This window comes from uncultured Campylobacter sp. (genome assembly GCF_937980635.1).
GTDB lineage: Bacteria > Campylobacterota > Campylobacteria > Campylobacterales > Campylobacteraceae > Campylobacter_B.
Window position 1 is genome coordinate 23,050 of the sequence record NZ_CALJPG010000022.1, and the last position, 17,252, is coordinate 40,301.

The 17,252-nt window shown below is 45.9% G+C and carries 17 protein-coding genes; 15 read left to right on the forward strand and 2 right to left on the reverse strand.

All coding sequences use genetic code 11. The features are described 5' to 3' along the window. The first annotated feature begins 304 nt into the window (after positions 1–304). The 11 genes from Q0460_RS05765 to Q0460_RS05815 are packed head-to-tail and all read left to right on the forward strand — an operon-like array spanning position 305 to position 10,706. On the forward strand, positions 305–904 hold the full coding sequence (locus tag Q0460_RS05765) for a 4Fe-4S dicluster domain-containing protein (RefSeq protein WP_005871891.1): 600 nt from the start codon (positions 305–307) through the stop codon (positions 902–904). Continuing rightward, on the forward strand, positions 901–2,874 hold the full coding sequence (locus Q0460_RS05770) for a proton-conducting transporter membrane subunit (RefSeq protein ID WP_299085813.1): 1,974 nt from the start codon (positions 901–903) through the stop codon (positions 2,872–2,874). The genes Q0460_RS05765 and Q0460_RS05770 overlap by 4 nt, the downstream gene beginning before the upstream one ends. A gap of 10 nt (positions 2,875–2,884) precedes the next feature. After that, positions 2,885–3,823 carry an NADH-quinone oxidoreductase subunit H gene (locus Q0460_RS05775; RefSeq protein ID WP_299085815.1) on the forward strand — a complete coding sequence of 313 codons (939 nt, stop codon included), beginning with the start codon at positions 2,885–2,887 and terminating at the stop codon, positions 3,821–3,823. A gap of 1 nt (position 3,824) precedes the next feature. Next, positions 3,825–4,469 carry a hydrogenase 4 membrane subunit gene (hyfE, locus tag Q0460_RS05780; RefSeq protein WP_299085816.1) on the forward strand — a complete coding sequence of 215 codons (645 nt, stop codon included), beginning with the start codon at positions 3,825–3,827 and terminating at the stop codon, positions 4,467–4,469. A 2-nt stretch (positions 4,470–4,471) separates the two neighbouring features. Beyond that, complete coding sequence (locus tag Q0460_RS05785) at positions 4,472–5,953, forward strand: hydrogenase 4 subunit F (RefSeq protein WP_299085818.1); 1,482 nt, start codon at positions 4,472–4,474, stop codon at positions 5,951–5,953. 2 nt (positions 5,954–5,955) lie between these two features. After that, positions 5,956–7,692, forward strand: a complete 1,737-nt coding sequence (locus Q0460_RS05790; RefSeq protein ID WP_299085820.1) for an NADH-quinone oxidoreductase subunit C — start codon at positions 5,956–5,958, stop codon at positions 7,690–7,692. Continuing rightward, the gene (locus tag Q0460_RS05795) at positions 7,689–8,228 is read left to right on the forward strand and encodes a formate hydrogenlyase complex iron-sulfur subunit (protein WP_005871902.1); all 540 of its coding nucleotides are present in this window, start codon (positions 7,689–7,691) and stop codon (positions 8,226–8,228) included. Before Q0460_RS05790 ends, Q0460_RS05795 begins: the two co-directional genes overlap by 4 nt. Then, positions 8,225–9,049 carry an NADH-quinone oxidoreductase subunit B family protein gene (locus Q0460_RS05800; protein ID WP_299085823.1) on the forward strand — a complete coding sequence of 275 codons (825 nt, stop codon included), beginning with the start codon at positions 8,225–8,227 and terminating at the stop codon, positions 9,047–9,049. The genes Q0460_RS05795 and Q0460_RS05800 overlap by 4 nt, the downstream gene beginning before the upstream one ends. Continuing rightward, positions 9,046–9,390, forward strand: coding sequence for a formate hydrogenlyase maturation HycH family protein (locus Q0460_RS05805; protein ID WP_005871907.1), 345 nt, complete (start codon positions 9,046–9,048; stop codon positions 9,388–9,390). The genes Q0460_RS05800 and Q0460_RS05805 overlap by 4 nt, the downstream gene beginning before the upstream one ends. Continuing rightward, complete coding sequence (locus tag Q0460_RS05810; RefSeq protein ID WP_299085825.1) at positions 9,390–9,842, forward strand: hydrogenase 3 maturation endopeptidase HyCI; 453 nt, start codon at positions 9,390–9,392, stop codon at positions 9,840–9,842. Before Q0460_RS05805 ends, Q0460_RS05810 begins: the two co-directional genes overlap by 1 nt. Continuing rightward, positions 9,843–10,706 (forward strand): formate/nitrite transporter family protein, encoded by an 864-nt coding sequence (locus tag Q0460_RS05815; RefSeq protein ID WP_005871911.1) that lies wholly within the window; start codon positions 9,843–9,845, stop codon positions 10,704–10,706. Positions 10,707–11,191: 485 nt separating this feature from the next. Here the strand turns inward: Q0460_RS05815 and Q0460_RS05820 are convergent, their stop codons facing one another. Then, positions 11,192–11,830, reverse strand: coding sequence for a Crp/Fnr family transcriptional regulator (locus Q0460_RS05820; protein WP_005871915.1), 639 nt, complete (start codon positions 11,828–11,830; stop codon positions 11,192–11,194). A gap of 353 nt (positions 11,831–12,183) precedes the next feature. Here Q0460_RS05820 and Q0460_RS05825 point away from each other — a divergent pair, with 353 nt between their 5' ends. The 4 genes from Q0460_RS05825 (at position 12,184) to Q0460_RS05840 (ending at position 15,779) form a co-directional block, all read left to right on the forward strand. Beyond that, positions 12,184–13,017, forward strand: coding sequence for a class I SAM-dependent methyltransferase (locus Q0460_RS05825; protein ID WP_299085826.1), 834 nt, complete (start codon positions 12,184–12,186; stop codon positions 13,015–13,017). Between the two features lie 227 nt (positions 13,018–13,244). Beyond that, complete coding sequence (locus Q0460_RS05830) at positions 13,245–14,657, forward strand: sodium:alanine symporter family protein (RefSeq protein ID WP_299085828.1); 1,413 nt, start codon at positions 13,245–13,247, stop codon at positions 14,655–14,657. Between the two features lie 146 nt (positions 14,658–14,803). Further along, positions 14,804–15,490: an MOSC domain-containing protein gene (locus tag Q0460_RS05835; protein ID WP_299085830.1), complete on the forward strand. Its 687-nt coding sequence runs from the start codon at positions 14,804–14,806 to the stop codon at positions 15,488–15,490. Between the two features lie 100 nt (positions 15,491–15,590). Further along, positions 15,591–15,779, forward strand: coding sequence for a hypothetical protein (locus Q0460_RS05840; RefSeq protein ID WP_299085832.1), 189 nt, complete (start codon positions 15,591–15,593; stop codon positions 15,777–15,779). A gap of 443 nt (positions 15,780–16,222) precedes the next feature. Here Q0460_RS05840 and Q0460_RS05845 read toward each other — a convergent pair whose 3' ends face one another. After that, positions 16,223–17,239 (reverse strand): hypothetical protein, encoded by a 1,017-nt coding sequence (locus Q0460_RS05845; protein ID WP_299085834.1) that lies wholly within the window; start codon positions 17,237–17,239, stop codon positions 16,223–16,225. Positions 17,240–17,252: the final 13 nt, after the last annotated feature.

Consider the following 17,252-nt stretch of genomic DNA (forward strand, 5'->3'; position numbering starts at 1 on the left):
AAATTTTGCCTTAAGCTAAAAGAATTTTTTCAATTATAATTAGGAGTAAGTTGGGGTAATTTCAGTAGTAATTTAAATTTTAAAATATACTTTAATACTGATATACTAGACTTTTAAAGCAAATAATCAACGAACCGGTTTAAAAAAGAAATTAGTTTTTAAATTTAAGCTTTTAAAGCAAATTTATCAAATAAATTCCAAATATCGTCAGATAAATGACGGAATTTTTTTACGGACTTAAATATAATTACACCAAAATTTTTAGTAAAAAATTTTTAAAATTCCTTAAGTCAAGGAGAAAGGTATGAAACAACATAAATTTGTAATCTGCGATTACAAACGATGTATCGGTTGCACGACGTGCATGGCAGCCTGTTACTCAAGTGCCTACGAGCGCGGCAAGCTTGCTAAATCGCGACTTACCGTGCTTAGACAGGCTTACGGTGTTATGCCTACGCAGTGCAGGCAGTGCGATGACGGACCATGCGCAAACGTCTGTCCTACCGGTGCGCTTCGCTTCGATAATAACTATATCGAATTGCACGAAGAAATTTGCATCGGATGCAAGATGTGTACGCTCGCCTGTCCTTATGGCGCGATCAGCTCGAATGCCGAGCTTATGCCGTCAGTAAATTATGCGGTCGAGCCGAAGTATTATCTAGAGATCGAAAGCCAAGCGGGCGCCAAAAGCACCGCCATCAAATGCGATCTATGCAACGGACGCGAGAACGGTCCTGCATGCGTTGAGGTTTGCCCAACTAGCGCTATCATTATGATAGATCCTAAAGAGGGCAAGCATAAATTGGGCTTTGCGATAGACTACGATGCGGCTAATGCTTTTGCAAAAGACGTGTTAAACGGCGAAATCAGTTGCGTCGCCAAAAAAGAAGGAGGCGCAAAATGATAAGCGTCTATACTTTATTTATCGTCAGTGCAGTAATTAGTATTCTTTTATACTGCGCTCCAAAAACTGCCGTTAAGGTGGGATTTGGATTAGGTGCTATCAGCTGTTTTTATGCGATGTGCCATTTCGTAGCCAATATGGGCGTAAGCGACAGCTTCGTTTTAGGCGGCACTTTCTTATATGCGCCAAAATTTGCTTTAAGTCCGCTTGGAAATTTCTTCAGCTTCGTAGTCGTTTTTATAGGCTTTGCAAGCAGCGTTTACGGCATGAGCTACGCCGAAGAATATATCGGAAAGGCAAATATCGGCGTTTTTGCATGTTTATTTAATACCTTCATCTTATCTATGCTTTTAGTTATCAGTGCGGATAATGTATTTTGCTTCGCTGTTTTATGGGAGCTTATGACGTTAATCTCGTCATTTCTAATCATAGTAAACGATGGCAAAGGCACGCTCAAAGCCGTTATGGTATATCTAGGCATAGCGCAGATCGGTGCATTTTGTATCACCTGTGGATTACTTATCATTGCAAACTACGCAGGCAGCTTCGAATTCGCGGAGTGGGGAAAAGTAAATATGCCTATGGGCGCTTCTGTAGCAGCATTCATCTTGTTTTTGGTCGGCTTCGGCTCAAAAGCGGGAATGTGGCCTTTTCACGTCTGGCTACCGCAAGCTCACCCTGCGGCTCCGTCAAATGTCTCTGCACTGATGAGTGGCGTCATGATTAAAGTAGCGCTCTTTACGCTTGTTAAATTTACGCTATTTTTGCCATTAAGCATCTATTTTGGACTTGCAGTTTTGATCCTAGGAGCAGCTAGCTCGCTTTTCGGCGTTTTATACGCGTTGTGCCAGCACGACTTTAAAGCGCTTCTTGCGTATCACTCGGTCGAAAATATTGGTATTATCTTGCTAGGTCTTGGCACCGGAATTTACGGCGTCGCAGCAGGCAATGTAACGCTAGCTGCAGTCGGATTTTTAGCAGGCTGCTACCACGTAGTAAATCACGCGATATTCAAAGGCTTACTATTCTTATGTGCAGGCTCAGTAATCCACGCTACTCATACGCAGAATATGGACGTGCTAGGAGGGCTAGCTAAAAAAATGCCTCTAACTGCCGTCGGTATGTTTATCGGTATCATGGGTATCGCGGCACTTCCTCCGGTAAACGGCTTCGTTTCAGAGTGGTTTACCTATCAAGGAATGCTTCAAGGCGCTAAGGAAAGCGGAATTTTCATTAGATATGCCTTCTCTTTAGCGGTGGTCGCTCTTGCGCTCACCGGCGTTTTGGTCGGTATGCACCTTAAGCTTTATGCGGTAATCTTTGCAGGAACCCCAAGAGATGAAAAAATTTGGGAGAACGCAAAAGAAAGCCCATTAGGAATGGTTTTAGGAATGATCATTTTGATGATAGGCTGCGTGGGATTTGGTGTAGGCGCACACTTCATAGTCGATTACATAATGCAGGCGGTAAATTCTATCACTTCCAATAGAGAATTTGTCGCAAGCCTAGGCGCTTCGTCAATCACTTCGCCTTTGGGAAGTATCGTCTCAACTCCTCTTATTGCAGTGATTTTGTGTTCTACAATGCTGCTTCCGTTTATCATCCTAGCAGTTATGAAAGCAAATCGTGACAAACCTCGCGAGACCGATCCTTGGGCATGCGGCTTTAAATATAGCCCTCGCATGCAGATGACCGGCGGTCCTTTTACCGGTGATTTAAGAAAGATTATGGACTGGTTATTTAGAGGTCATAAACGCAGAATAGAGCAAAACGGCTACTTCGGACCGATCGAGTATCACAACCACCCACAAGACATTTGGTGGACGATGATTTATCAACCGGTAATCGATTGGAGTAAGAAGGTCGCCGATAAGATAGGAATTATTCAAAGCGGCTATGCAAATTTATATACGCTTTACATCCTAATCTATCTTTGCGCGATACTGGGCGTGGGCTTTTTCTTGATCTAGGAGGTTTAAGATGCAGACTATACAAACTATATTTTTAATGATATTTCAAGTAGCGGTTATCGTCCTAGTCGCTCCGCTTTTCGACGGTATGGCGAGAAAACTTCGAGCCAAGCTTCAGTCGAAACAAGGAAGCGATTTTTTTCAAACTTACCGCGATATTATTAAGCTTTTTAAGCGCGGTAGAACCGTTCCTGCGTGCAGCCACTGGGTATTTAGATGGGCTCCGTTTTTCCTTTTCGCTACTTCGGCAGCGATCTTGGCGGCTATTCCTATTACTTACAGCGATCCAACCACCGATAAAATTTTCGGAGCATATTCGGATATTTTCGTTATCTTATATCTAGGCGCACTTTTGCGCTTCGTATTCGGTGCGGCATCACTAGATAGCGGTAACCCGTTTGCCGCAACCGGCGGCGGACGCGAGCAGATGCTTGCCGTTTTTGTCGAACCCGTGATGATGATGTGCCTAATCGTAGTAATGATGGCTGCGGGAACTTCAAATTTAGTTGAGATTCAGGGGATGGTACGCAGCGGTCAGATCGGCTATCAAATTCCAAGCTTTGCCGTCGCCTCGATTGCATTTTTATGGTGTATGTATGTCGAGACCGGCAGAAAGCCATTTGATCTTGCCGAAGCCGAGCAAGAGCTTCAAGAAGGTTTACTTGGCGAATACGCAGGCAGCGATCTAGGCTTAGTGCAAGCGGCGCTTATTTTGAAGCAATTTGCGATGATCGGATTATTCCTAACGATATTTGAGCCGTGGAATTTTAGCAATCCGTTTTTAGCAATCATAATCTTCGTGCTAAAAACCGGCGTATTTTACGTAGCAGCCGTTTTCATCGACAACTTTGGACCACGCTTCAGAATGACTTCGAGCATGCGCAAAATTTCATGCGGCGCTCTTGCCATCGCTTTTGCGGCATTAACGCTTTACGTAGTAGGATTTTAAGATGAATAGTATCGATATTTTAGCAATTTGTATGATCGTAACGTCACTCGCGGTATTCGGACTTAGAAATTTAAAACTTTCGATCGGAATTTACGCGATTCAGACGCTACTTTTGGTAAGCATATTTTTTATGTTGTATTCTAACTTTAATGCGCCACAGCTTAGAATTTGGGCGATAGTGGCGTTTTTTACGAAGGTTCTTTTCGTGCCAGGAATTTTATTTTGGCTAGTTAAAAAGCTGGATGTGATCAGCGAGGATGAGCCGGTAGGCGGCTTTTTCGTAAGCCCCGTTATTGCGATGGGATTTTCGCTAGCGATTGCGATGACAATCAATCCGATCTTGCTTAAATTCTCTCTTATTCAAGAAAGAATCGTTCTAATAGCGGCGGTAACCGTATTTATGATGGGAATTTTCGGCTTCATGCTAAGAAATTCTTTCATCAAGCAAATTCTAGCCTACTGCCTCTTTGAAAACGGCATCCACCTAAGCCTTGCACTTATGGCTTACAACTCTCACGAGCTAGTCGAGCTTGGAATTTTAACCGACGCGATCTTTGCGGTTATTATTATGAGCATTTTGGCGGTTAGATTTTACAAAGCTTATGACGGGCTTGATACGTCTAAAGCTTCGAATTTAAGGGGTTAATGATGAATAGTTTAGCTTTTATATTAATTTTTCCGTTGCTCGGAGCGCTGATATTATTCTTATGCCCTAAGAATTTCAAGCTCCTAAGCTCGCTACACGTTTTGATTTCTGCAGTTACATCCGCAGGGCTACTCTGTAACGTAGGCAAGCTTATCAGCGGCAACTTTGAGGCTTTTTACGCATACGATAAATTCCTATTCCTAGATAGCCTAGGCTGCGTATTTTTAGTGCTAATCGCTGTAACGGGCTTTTTGGTAAATTTATACTCCACCACCTATATGAAGTGGGAGATACAGGGCGGTCATCTGGATCTTAGCGATCTTAGAAAATACTATGCGCTCTGCCACGTTTTCGTTTTTACGATGACGCTTAGCGTTATCTGCAACAACGTCGCGTTTATGTGGGCTGCAGTAGAGGCCACTACGTTAGCATCGGTATTTTTGGTCGCTATTCATAAAGACAAAAAATCTACCGAGAGCGGTTACAAATATATCGTTATCTGCTCGATCGGCTTAGCATTCGCGCTTTATGCTACCGTTTTACTATATGCGGCTACATTCAAAATCACGGGCGATGGCGAGGCTTCGATGCTTTGGACTAGCATTATGGATCACGCCAAAGGCTTAAACAAAGATGCCGCTAAGCTTATCTTTATATTCGCTCTAATCGGCTTTGGAACCAAAGCAGGACTTGCTCCTACTCACACTTGGCTTCCTGACGTTCACGCAGAAGGTCCAGCTCCGATTTCGGCACTACTTTCGGGTGTGCTTTTAAAATGTGCGATGCTAGCGATATTTAGATATTACGCGGTAACCGCCGAAGCGATAGGGCCAGACTTCGTTAAGCACGTGATGCTGATCTCGGGCACGATCACGCTATTTATAGCAGGAATTTTCCTCGTTCGCCAGCACGACGTAAAGAGGATGTTTGCTTACCACTCGGTCGTTCATATGGGTGTTATTGCATTTGCGCTAGGTATCGGCGGATATTTTGGCTTGCTTGCCGCGATCTTTCACTGCTTAGCTCACAGCTTTACCAAGGCTCTTGCATTCTGCTCTACTGGCAATATTGCTAGAATTTATGGTCACAAAGATATGACTAGAATGGGCGGTATGGTAAAAATCGCTCCGCTTACTACGATAATGTTTGGTGCTGCGGTTTGCTCGCTCGTAGGCGTTCCTGCGTTTGCGATCTTTGTAAGCGAATTTAACGTTTTCAAAGGCGCGATAGCCAGCGGTCAATACATAGCCGTAGCATTATTTGCGATCGCGCTCGTAATTATTTTCATCGCGGACTTCGCGCACTTTAATCTTGCGAGCTTCGGTACGCCTAAAGGTGAAGTGGTTTATGCTAAAGAGATGAGCTTGTTTGAAAATTTACCGCTAATCTTGCTTTGCGCTTTAGTGATAATTTTCGGCGTATGGCACGTAGGTGATTTTTGGATGCTCGTCGAAAACGGCGTTAGAATAATGATGAGAGGTTAAAAATGAGAGGCGATAAATTTATAGAAATTTTAAAGACCAAAGTCAAGGTCTTAGAAGTTACCCGCCAAGCCGAGGATCAAATCACCGTTTTAGTGGATAGAAATGATCTACCGCTTGCGGTTAAGACGCTATATTATGACATCGGCGGTTTTATCAGCACGATGATCCCTAACGATGAGCGCGAGCTAAACGGAAATTTCGCGCTTTACTATGCGATATCTATGGAAGGCGGTAAGATGACTGAAGCGGAGGATTTCGCCGCAGAGGATAAATGCTTCATCACCGTTAGGACGCTAATTCCTGGATCGGATCCTACGTTCCCGTCGGTTACTCCTTTAGTGCCTGCTTGCGTATGGTACGAAAGAGAAGCTTTCGATATGTTCGGCTTAATCGCTGAGGGCTTGCCTGATAAACGCCGCTTGGTGCTAAGCGACGATTGGCCAGATGGGCTTCATCCACTTCGCAAAGACGCAATGGACTACCGCTATAGGCCTGATCCTGTAGATCATAAAGACGAGCCTAATGCAGAGTTTTTATTTCCTAGCGGTGACGGCGTAGTGGATGTTCCGCTTGGACCTCTTCACGTAACGAGCGATGAGCCGGGACACTTCAGACTATTTTGCGACGGCGATGAGATTATAGATGCGGACTACCGCTTATTTTATCAACACCGCGGTATGGAGAAACTAGCTGAAAACCGAATGAACTACGATCAGATGGGCTATTTAGCAGAGCGCGTCTGCGGAATTTGCGGCTACGCTCATGCGATTGCGTGTATTGAAGCAGCAGAGAAAGCTATCAGGCTTGAAATTCCGCTTCGTGCGCAAGCCATCCGTGTCATCTGCCTTGAGATCGAGCGCCTTCACAGCCATCTTTTAAATATCGGTCTAGCTTGCGAAGTAACGGGTAACTACAACGCCTTTATGCATATCTTTAGGGTGCGCGAGTATTCTATGGAGCTAGCTCAGCTCGTAACCGGCGGTCGCAAGACTTACGGCAATGTAATTATGGGCGGACTTCGCCGTGATATGACCGATAATGAAATTCGCAAGAGCATCGAGATCATTAATAAACTTGACGTTCAAATTTCAGAAATTTGGGACGCCGTTATGGAGGATAAACGCCAAATCGGTCGCTGGAAGGGTGTGGGCATATTAGATCGCAAAGTGGCGCGCGATTTCAGCCCGGTAGGTCCAAATATGAGAGCTTCCGGTTTTAAACGCGACAACCGCTACGATCATCCTTACGATTTCTTCAATAAGATAGAATTCGAAGTAGCCGTAGAGCACGGTGGCGATGTATTCAGCCGTGAAGTCGTAAGATATAAAGAGCTTAAACAATCGATCCACATCATCAGGCAGTGCTTGCATCAAATGCCGCAAACTCCGATAATGATCGATCCACAGACTATGATCAGACCGGAAAACTACGCTTTAGGTCACGACGAAGCACCGCGCGGCGAAAACGTCCACTGGATCATGCAAGGAAACGCTCAGAAGGTTTACCGCTGGAGATGTCGCGCCGCTACGTATAACAACTGGCCGAGCTTGCGATTTCAATTCCGCGGAAATAACATCTCCGATGCGGCGCTAATCGTATGCTCGATGGATCCGTGCTACTCATGCACCGAGCGCGTAACTTTAGTCGATATTAATAGCGGAAAGAGTAAAATTCTAACCGAAAAAGACCTTAAGAAATTTTGCCAAGACGGCAAGGTTAGCAAAAAGGATTTAAGATGATGAAATTATTCGACATTACCGAAAAATATGGTAAGGCGACCTATGCTTATCCGTTTGAGCCATACATCGTGCCCGAGAATTTTCGCGGGCAGCCTGAATACACCTATGAGCTTTGCATAGGCTGTGCCGCGTGCGGAATCGCCTGCCCATCTAATGCGATTGAGCTTAAGATGAACGAAGCCCAAACTAAACTTATTTGGGAATTCGATTGCGGACGCTGCATATTTTGCGGTCGCTGCGACGAGGTATGCCCTACGGGAGCGGTAAGGCTAGGCAATAGCTTTGAGCTAGCGGTAAAATTTGACAAAAGCGCGCTTATCCAACACGGCGAGCTTGAGATGGAGAAATGCAGCTGCTGCGGCAAGCCGATGACCCCAAAAAGACTAATCAACTACACGCTAGAAAAGTTAAGTACGGCAAATTTGCTCCCAGGCAGATTAGAAGAAGCTAAAAAATATCTCTACATCTGCCCTGAATGCAAAAAAGCTCAAGCGGTTGAGAGAATGACTAAAGGCTTAGAGGAGGCAATAAAATGAGTTTGTATCAAGTCCCCGAAAATATTAAAAACGCAAACGATCTAACCGCAAAATTGGAGCTTTTGAAAAATATCAAACGAAGCTTCAGCGTTTATCGTATCGACTGCGGAAGTTGCAACGGCTGTGAAATCGAAATTTTTGCTTCTATCACGCCGATGTGGGATCCGGAGCGCTTCGGATTTAAACTCGTAGCCAACCCTCGCCACGCAGATATCTTAGTCTGCACCGGCCCGGTTACTCGCCAGATGTATTATCCGCTGCTTCGCGCTTACGAAGCCGCGCCCGATCCGAAGATCGTAGTAGCACTAGGTGCTTGCGGAAGCAGCGGTGGAATTTTCCACGACGCATATAGCGTATGGAGTGGCATCGATAAGATTGTGCCGGTAGATGTATATATCCCAGGCTGCCCTCCGCATCCTGCTAGCATCATCTATGGTCTTGGCATGGCGCTTGGCATCATCGATCAAAAGCTTCAAAAGAAGAGCTACGAGCAAGATAGCACTCTTCCGCCACCGGTTAAGAGTTCAGTTATCGGCGATATTTTATTCGAGCGCGATCTGCAAGCTGAAGCTAAGAGGCTGATGAGCTATATTTTCGGAAGAGTTTTGTTCGCTAAATACATGGATGCGATCAAAACCTCATCTGACGTTCACGATCCAAAAGCTTCTCGCGAGGCTCTACTTAACGCTATCCATACCGAAGAGGATCCTAGATACGCGGAGTGCATGGCGCTATTACACAATGACGTGTATCTAAAATACGCCCGCGCTACGGAGGAATTTAAGATCGATCCGCAAAAAGAGGTCTGGAGCAAACGATGATTGAGGTTTTTAAGCTTACAAAGCGGCATATGGACGAAAACGAAAATTTACCCAAAGAGCTAAAGGATATCAAGGTTTTTTCCACCTGCGTCGGTCACGGCGTGGGTACGATAGATTTTAGCGAAAAGGTACTTGAGATAGACGATGAAGAATTTAAACGCATCATCGAAAACTCGGGCGACTACGTTAAATTTAAGATCGGTAACCTAAGCAAGTATTTCGAGATTGAAATTTTTGCCGAGCACGCAGCCAAGCTAATCCCTCAGCTTTGCGAATGTGAGCTTAAAGATCTACTAAAAAATATGCGCGAAGGATACTTCGTGCTAAGGAAGGATTTTTGATGCGAAAGGCGTTGCTTTGTATCGGCAATCCCCTTCGCGGTGACGACGACGTGGGCAATGAAACAGGGCGAATAGTCGAGGCGAACCTAAAGGACTGGCGCGTTTTTTACGGGCAGGATGTGCCCGAAAACGAATTTGCGGCCCTTAGGGGATTCGCCCCTGAAATTCTGATCGTAGTAGATGCGATGAGCGGCTTTGATGAGGATAAGATAGAATTTTTCGACCTCAGCAATGATCGCGACTACATATACTCGACGCATAACCTACCTACGCCGGTGCTTCTAAGCTATCTGCGCAAAATTTGCCCAAAGACGCTGTTTTTGGGCATCAGCGTGCTGCTAGATAACGTCCTTGATTTTAAAGAAGGACTGAGCGAAAGCGCAAAAAAAAGCGCGCAAAAAGCTTATGAGCGTATCTTAGAGATTGATTCAAATTTAAATGAGGAGGAGTAAATGTTAAATCCTGCAGAAACCGCGCAAGCGGTGTCTAGTTCGATGCAACACAAGGCGCATACCCCGCTAATTAGCATAATTTTTCTAGCTATAATGGCGGGCGCTGCAATCGCTATGGGCGATATTTTCTGGGCTCACTCGACCGTCGGAATGGCTGAAAAGCAATCTATTGGCTTATCGAATTTCATCGGTGGTATTACCTTTAGCTGCGGTCTGATGATGGTGGTTTTTTACGGCGGGCATCTATTTACCAGCTCGGTTTTAACGGGTGTACCTGCTGCCGACGGCAAATTACCGCTAGGTAAAACTATCGGCTATTGGGCTATCGTTTGGTGCTTTAACTTCGTAGGCGGCGCGTTAATCGCGTATATGTATTATTACTCAGGACTTCCGCTTAAATATGATGGCTACATCTTACAGCACTTCATTCCTGCAGCAGCAGGCAAAATAAATGCACCTTTTCATGAGCTATTCATCCGCGGAATTTTTTGTAACGTGTTTGTATGTATGTCTATCTGGACTGCGACCAGCGAGAGCAATCTATCGGGTAAATTCTTTGCAATTATGTGGATGATCGGCGCATTCGTAGCTTGCTCGATGGAACACTGCGTTGCAAATATGTTTATCCTAACCGAAGGTATCATCGCTAAAGGCCACTATCTTGCGGCTGCAGGTGGCGATGTAAATGCTCTTGCAAGCTCGCTTCACGGCGTAACGGCAGCTCAAATAGATTCAATAAACTGGGGAAATTTCATCGTTAAAAATATGATCCCGGTTACGCTAGGTAACATCTGCGGCGGTCTATTTTTCGTAGGCTTGGTCGGATTTATGGTAAATAAATACGATATGAAAAAGAAAGACTAATCTATCGCGCTTCAGCACGATATAAACAAAATACGGCGCGGCACTTTGCCGCGCATTTTTAATTTCTTAAATTTTAAAAATTCCGATGCGTAAAATTTCGTTCGATTCAAAATTTTAAATTCCATTGCAACCCATAAAATTCCAGCTTGATTCAAAATTTTAAATTCCATAGCCTGCCACTAAATTTAAAATTCCAAAGCTTTGCATTTTAGGATAGCGGATAAAATCAAAAAGCGAATTGCACGTTAAAATTTTAAGTAAATTCAAAACAGAATTTTAAACGAGATCACAAACCCAAATTTTATATAAGTTAAAATTTTAGACGAGATCCTAAGCTAAATTTGGGATGAAATTCCAAAACCAAGCTCTTGATAAAAATTTTACGCTGTAAATCTAGGCAAAATTTTGCGCCGTAACTTTAGACAAAATTTCGCGCTTAAGCCGTAACGTAAGCCGCATAAATGCTTTAAAACTCTAGCCCGAGCCTAAACGCAGTAGCTAAGCAACCTGTCGTAGTCCAGGATCAAAAACTCGTGCTGGCTGATTTTTTGAATTACGTTATCTTTTACAAGCTCGTTAAACGCGGTACTCGCGCTTTGACGCTTGAGCCCTACGAAGGATGAAAGCACCTTTAGCGAAAAGGGCAAAAAGACGTATTTGTAGCCATTTTGATGAAAATTCTGCTCGTTTGCAAGCTCGATCAAAAAGCTCGCGATGCGCCCTTTTGCATTTTCAAAAAGTATAGAGCGTGTGATTTTGCGCTGCAACAGGATTATCTCTGTTAAAATTTTTATATACGCCTCGCAAAAGCTGCGATTTGCCAAGATCTCCCCTAGTCCACTCGCATCGATCGTGTAAATCTCGCTGTCCTCTAAAAACTCAAGCGCGCAAATTTCATTAAGAATGGTGATATTGTCCTTATTTAGGTAGTTGATGATGAATTCTTCGCCGTCTTCAAAAAACGAAAGCTTCGCCTGCCCACTTTTAAAAATAAAAACTTTAGGCGCCTCGCTATAAAAAACATAGCCTTTTTTGATGACTTGGTGCTCGAACATTGCAAGCTCCTCGTCGCTAAGCGTGGCGATAGCCTCGGTTTGCAGTAGTCCCAGCCGCGATTTTTCCATATAACCTCCAAAAGCTAAGAATTATACAATGAAATATTTAGACAAAGATAAAGCTGTGCGGATTAAATTTACCATCCGCACTATGGCTGCGTATCTGGGTCGCCAGAGCTAATAAATTTTATAGCTTTTAAAATTCTAAATTTTACCCGCGCTTTGCATCGCGTAAAATTTCAAAAATTTATTGAGCTTTACGCGGCAATATTATAGCCAAAACCCGCGACGCGAATTTAAAATTCTATCTCTAAATAAAAACTCATATCATTTTATTGAAATTTTATTTAGTAAGGATATAATAATGCATATTAAAAATAAGCAGTATTTTGCTCGCAACGATACCGCAAGAAAGGCACTTTATGCAAAAGTTAAATTTTAAAAATAACGTCTCCGAGACGCTGCTAATCAATGTCTATATGCGCCATTTGGATTTCAAAGACGCGGATCCGATCCTAAACGATCCCTTTTCAAGCGCCGTGGTCGAACAGATCGATTATGATTTTGCGAAATTTAACGACGCGCGCCTTAGCAAGACGGGCACCGTGATCCGCGCGAAATTTTTCGACGACGAGACGCTGCGGCTAGCTAAAGAATTTGATCGCCCTATCATCGTGCAGCTCGGCGCGGGGCTCGACACCCGCCCGCTTAGATTGCAAAAAGCCCTACCAAACGCCCTATTTTACGACCTCGACTTGCCCGACGTCATCTCCGTGCGCGACGAGCTGTTGCCCAAAGCAAAGAATAATTTCAGCCTGCCTTACTCGATGCTAGATCCCTCGTGGATGGACGAGCTAGTCGCAAAGCACGGCAGCGCGGGCTACATATTTATTTTAGAGGGCGTGAGTATGTATTTTGAGAAAGAGGAATTTAAAAAATTTTTTATCGCGCTCGCGCAAAAATTTAGCGGCTACGTGCTGAGCGACTTCATGAGCGAGTTTTCGGTTAGGAAATTCGACTCCAAGCGCCACGACGCGATGCGGCACATGCAAAACGTGCCCTTTAAAATGGGCATCAACGGCGGCGCGGAGGTGCAGAGCTGGGAGCCCGCCCGCATCCGCTTCATTAAGGAGGCCGCGATGATGAAAATGTACCGCGAGCACTGGAGCCTCAAAGCGCGCCTATTTAGCCTAATCCCCGCCTTTTGCAACGCGTGCAAGATGTTCGTTTTCAAAATCGAAGGCGGTGATGAATAGGCTTAAAATTTCAGTTGATTGCTTTGCAAATTTAGGTAGCTAAGGCGCTAATTATAAGCTTCTTGCCAAGCAAGCTGGCATGCAGAGCAAACGGCACATACCGCTTTGCTTAATGCTTGAGTAAAATTATAAAAACGCTTTAAAATTTCGCTTAAATTTCTCTCGATTTATAGGAATTTAAGAGTTTTTAAAATATATTTTCGCATCTTAAATTCACGGAAAAGATCATGCAAAATTTTCTCGACAAACTCACCGCCACAATTGACGTAATCAACTCCTTTTTGTGGGGTCCATACTTTTTGATCGCCCTACTTTGCGGCACCGGCGCGTATTTTACGGCGCGCTTGCATCTGGTGCAAATTTTTAAATTTAGAATGGGCGCGCGCAAGCTTTTTGGCAACTTCTCCCTGCACGGCGAGGCTGCGGGCAAAAGCGGCATGAGCTCGTTCCAAGCCGTCGCCACGGCGATCGCGGCACAGGTCGGCACGGGCAACCTGGTAGGCGCCAGCACCGCGTTAGTTATGGGCGGACCGGGCGCGATATTTTGGATGTGGTGCGCGGCGTTTTTGGGCATGGCGACGAACTTTGCAGAGATCTGCCTGGCTCAAATTTACCGCACCAAGGACGATAGCGGGCATATGATCGGAGGGCCCGCGTTTTACATCAGCCGCGGACTTAAAAGCCCCTTTGCCAAGCCTTTAGCGGCGTTTTTTGCGCTAGCCATCATCTTTGCTCTGGGCTTCATGGGTAATATGGTGCAGGCAAACTCCATCTCAGACGGCTTTAGCAGCGCATTCGGGATTCCGAAGTGGGTGAGCGGCGCGGCCTTAGCGCTCATCTGCTGCGTCATCTTTTTCGGCGGCGTCAAGGCAATCGCGCGCGTAGCCGAAAAGGTCGTGCCTATAATGGCGATCTGCTACGTGCTGGTGGGTCTCATCATCATCGGCTCAAATTTCGACAAAATTCCATCTGTCATCGCGCTGATATTCAAAGCTGCGTTCGATCCATCGGCTGCCTGGGGCGGCGCTACTGGCGCTACGATCGCCACTGCGATGAGATACGGCATCGCGCGCGGACTCTTTTCAAACGAAGCGGGCATGGGCTCGACGCCGCACGCACACGCCGCGGCGAACGTCAAACACCCCGTAGATCAAGCCGTGCTCGGCATAATGGGCGTTTTCGTCGATACATTCATCGTGCTTAACATCACCGTTTTCGTCGTGCTTAGCACCGACGTAGTCGCCTTCGAAAACGGCAAGGCGGTATTTTCGGGCATCTCGCTGGTGCAGGAAGCCTTCGGATCGCAAATTTTAGGTCACAGCGGCGGCTACGGCTTCGTGGCGATCTGCCTGTTTTTCTTCGCATTTACCACGATTTTGGGCTGGTATTACTTTGCCGAGATCAATGTGCGATACCTCCTGGGCGCAAAATTCGTCAAGCTCTTGCAAATTTTAGTCGTCGCGTTCGTATTTATCGGAAGCGTGCAAAAGATCGACCTAGTCTGGGGGCTAGCCGATATGTTTAACGGACTGATGGTGATCCCCAACTTAATCGCAATCATCCTACTTAGCCCCGTCGTCGTGCGGCTTTTGAGCGACTTTAACGACGGCAAAAGCTACGACGTGAACGACTACAAATAACGCCGCGCGCTAAATTTCAAGCCCGCACTTGGAATTTAGCGCAAAATCGCCGCAAAATTTAGAATTTTAAAATTCTTTTCTAGCTAAAATCCTAGCCTAAATTTTATGATTTAAGGAGAACGCATGCAAATTTTAAGGAGCGAAAAATGCCCGTTTTAAAGGCATTGCTGACCGGGCAACCGCGCGCTTACGGCGACGAGCGCGCTACGCAGCCTCTAAAAAGGCGCTGGGAGACGGCGATTTTTAAGCAAGCTAGAGCGGGCGAAGTGCGCGCAAACGAGCTTGGGTTCGAGGGCGACGCGGTAGCCGACACGCTGCATCACGGCGGAGAGGAGAAGGCGATTTTTGCCAACTCGCTGCAAAATTACGCCGCGTGGGAGAGGTTTTTGGGGCTTAAAAATCTAGCCTACGGCGCAATGGGCGAAAACCTCACGATCAGCGGATTACACGAGAAAAACGTCTGCATCGGCGATGTGCACCGCATAGGCTCGCTGGTGCTGCAAGTAAGCCAGCCGCGCAAGCCTTGCTACAAGCTCTCGATGCGCTGGGGCAACGCGGAGATGACGGCGGAGATCGCGCGCAGCGGACTTACCGGCTGGTACTACCGCGTGCTAGAGGCGGGCTCGTGCCGCGCGGGCGACGAGATCTACGTCGTGGGACGCGACCCCGCTATGATGAGCGTGATGGAGCTAAATCATCTATTTTACGGCGACCGCCTCGATGAAGGGTTGCTAGCAAAATTTAACCTACTTACGACGCTTACGCCAAAATGGCGCGAGGATATGCGCCGCAAGCTAGAAGGCAGCTACGACGACGGCTTTATGCGACTATGAAATTTAGCCTCGAAGCGGCGTGATAAAACCAGCAAAGCAACGCCGTGCTTTGTTATTTCACACTCTTGGCGCGGATTCCAAAATACTTTCTAAGCCGCCGATGCTAAGTTTCAAGACACTTCTTGGCTACTCAATATCGGCTTACAAAAAATACTTTCTTGATGCAAGCCGTAAATTCAGACTAAATTCCAAAGACGAAATTTTAATTTGCTCCGCGCTGATCGCGCGCAAATGCGATCTATTTTCGCACTCTGTTTTGCAGTGCGACATAGGCTACAAGCAAAATTAAAGACGCAAATTTAACCGCGCTTAGAATTTAATCTTTTATGAAATCTAAATTTAGCCGCACATTCAAAGCCGCAAGCGCCGCTCTTTGTAAATTTTAAAATTTAAAAGCCGTAAATTTAATCCCCTTGCTACGCAGCGATTTTTTCCAAAATCAAAAAGCGAACTATTTTTACTCTCGCAACACACTCATCTCGCACATTTAGCGGCGTGGCTCTTACGCTGCAAACGAGCTTTCTCAAAGCTTTGTAACGCGCGCCAAATTAGACATGTCAGATGCTTTGCCAAGCGCCTTTCAAAGCTCATTTATAGCGCTTGCTATAAGTAGAATTTTGCGCGGCACAGTAACGATTGTGACCTTTTTAAAGAACGTGCCGCGAGAGTTTAAGCTTATTTAAATTTTCTCAAAAACGCGCGCCGTAAGGCTCAAAGTCCATTTTCACGCGCTTAATCAACTACCGCGATCCCCGCATCTGCGCATGCTTTTCGCGCCTTTTTCGATATACCGATGCCGGTCGTTTCGATTTTTTTAAGATTTTTGAATTGCGCAAGCTCGGCAGCATCGATATTTTTGATGTCAAAAAGCCCGTCCTCGCCGTCCCAATCAGGCGCGATTTTCAGATAAATTTCATTTCCGCCGTCAAGATAGAGCTCGCTCACCCGCTCCGCCAGATTTGCGGGGATCGGGTAGTTCTTAAACCACTTTTTGGCTTGTGGCAGGGCGCCAAAATCCGCATACGGATCGATGCCGCGCTCCTCGCAGTACTCAAACACGTCAAATTTAGGCTGTAGCAGGGCTTTTTCATACATCAGCTCGTTCATCACGGCGATTTTGAAATTGAAATTTTTAAACAGAAGCGTCTCGCCAGCCGCGCACGGAAGCTTAAATTTATCGCTCGGCTTTCGCTTTAGCTTTTTCTCTTTTTGATTGATGCAGACGCGCCCTATCGGCATTTTCGCAGCTCGCACGATGTCTGCGATCTCGTCGGTGTCGCGCTTAGCGAAGCGCTCGGCGAAATCCATCGCGCCTATACGCTCCTGCACGGCCTCGGCTAAAGCTAGCGATACTTCGAATTTGCCCAGGCTAAGCTCCAAAAATATATATGCGCCGCGCAGCTCCTGCTCTGGCACCGCCTCAAGCGGCGGCCTGCCCTCTAGCGTGAACGCGCCGCCGTAGAGCTTGCGCGGAACCTCGTGCTGCACGCCTTTTGCGACCTCAAGCATCAAAATTATCTCGGCAAGCTTCGGTTCTGCGAGCTCGCCTGCGCGCACGAAAGCAAAAATCCCCGCCTCATCCCAAAAATAGCGGCTTTTACCCTCTCCGTCATCAATCACGCGCGGCTGGCCCAGGGCTTCGTTAAATTTAGCCAGACCAAACCCGCAGTTTACGCCGCCAATAGAAACGCCGTCCGAACGTACATCGACGTCAAAATTTTGCTTTTTAAAAATGTCAAACAGTCCCATTTCGCCTCTCCTG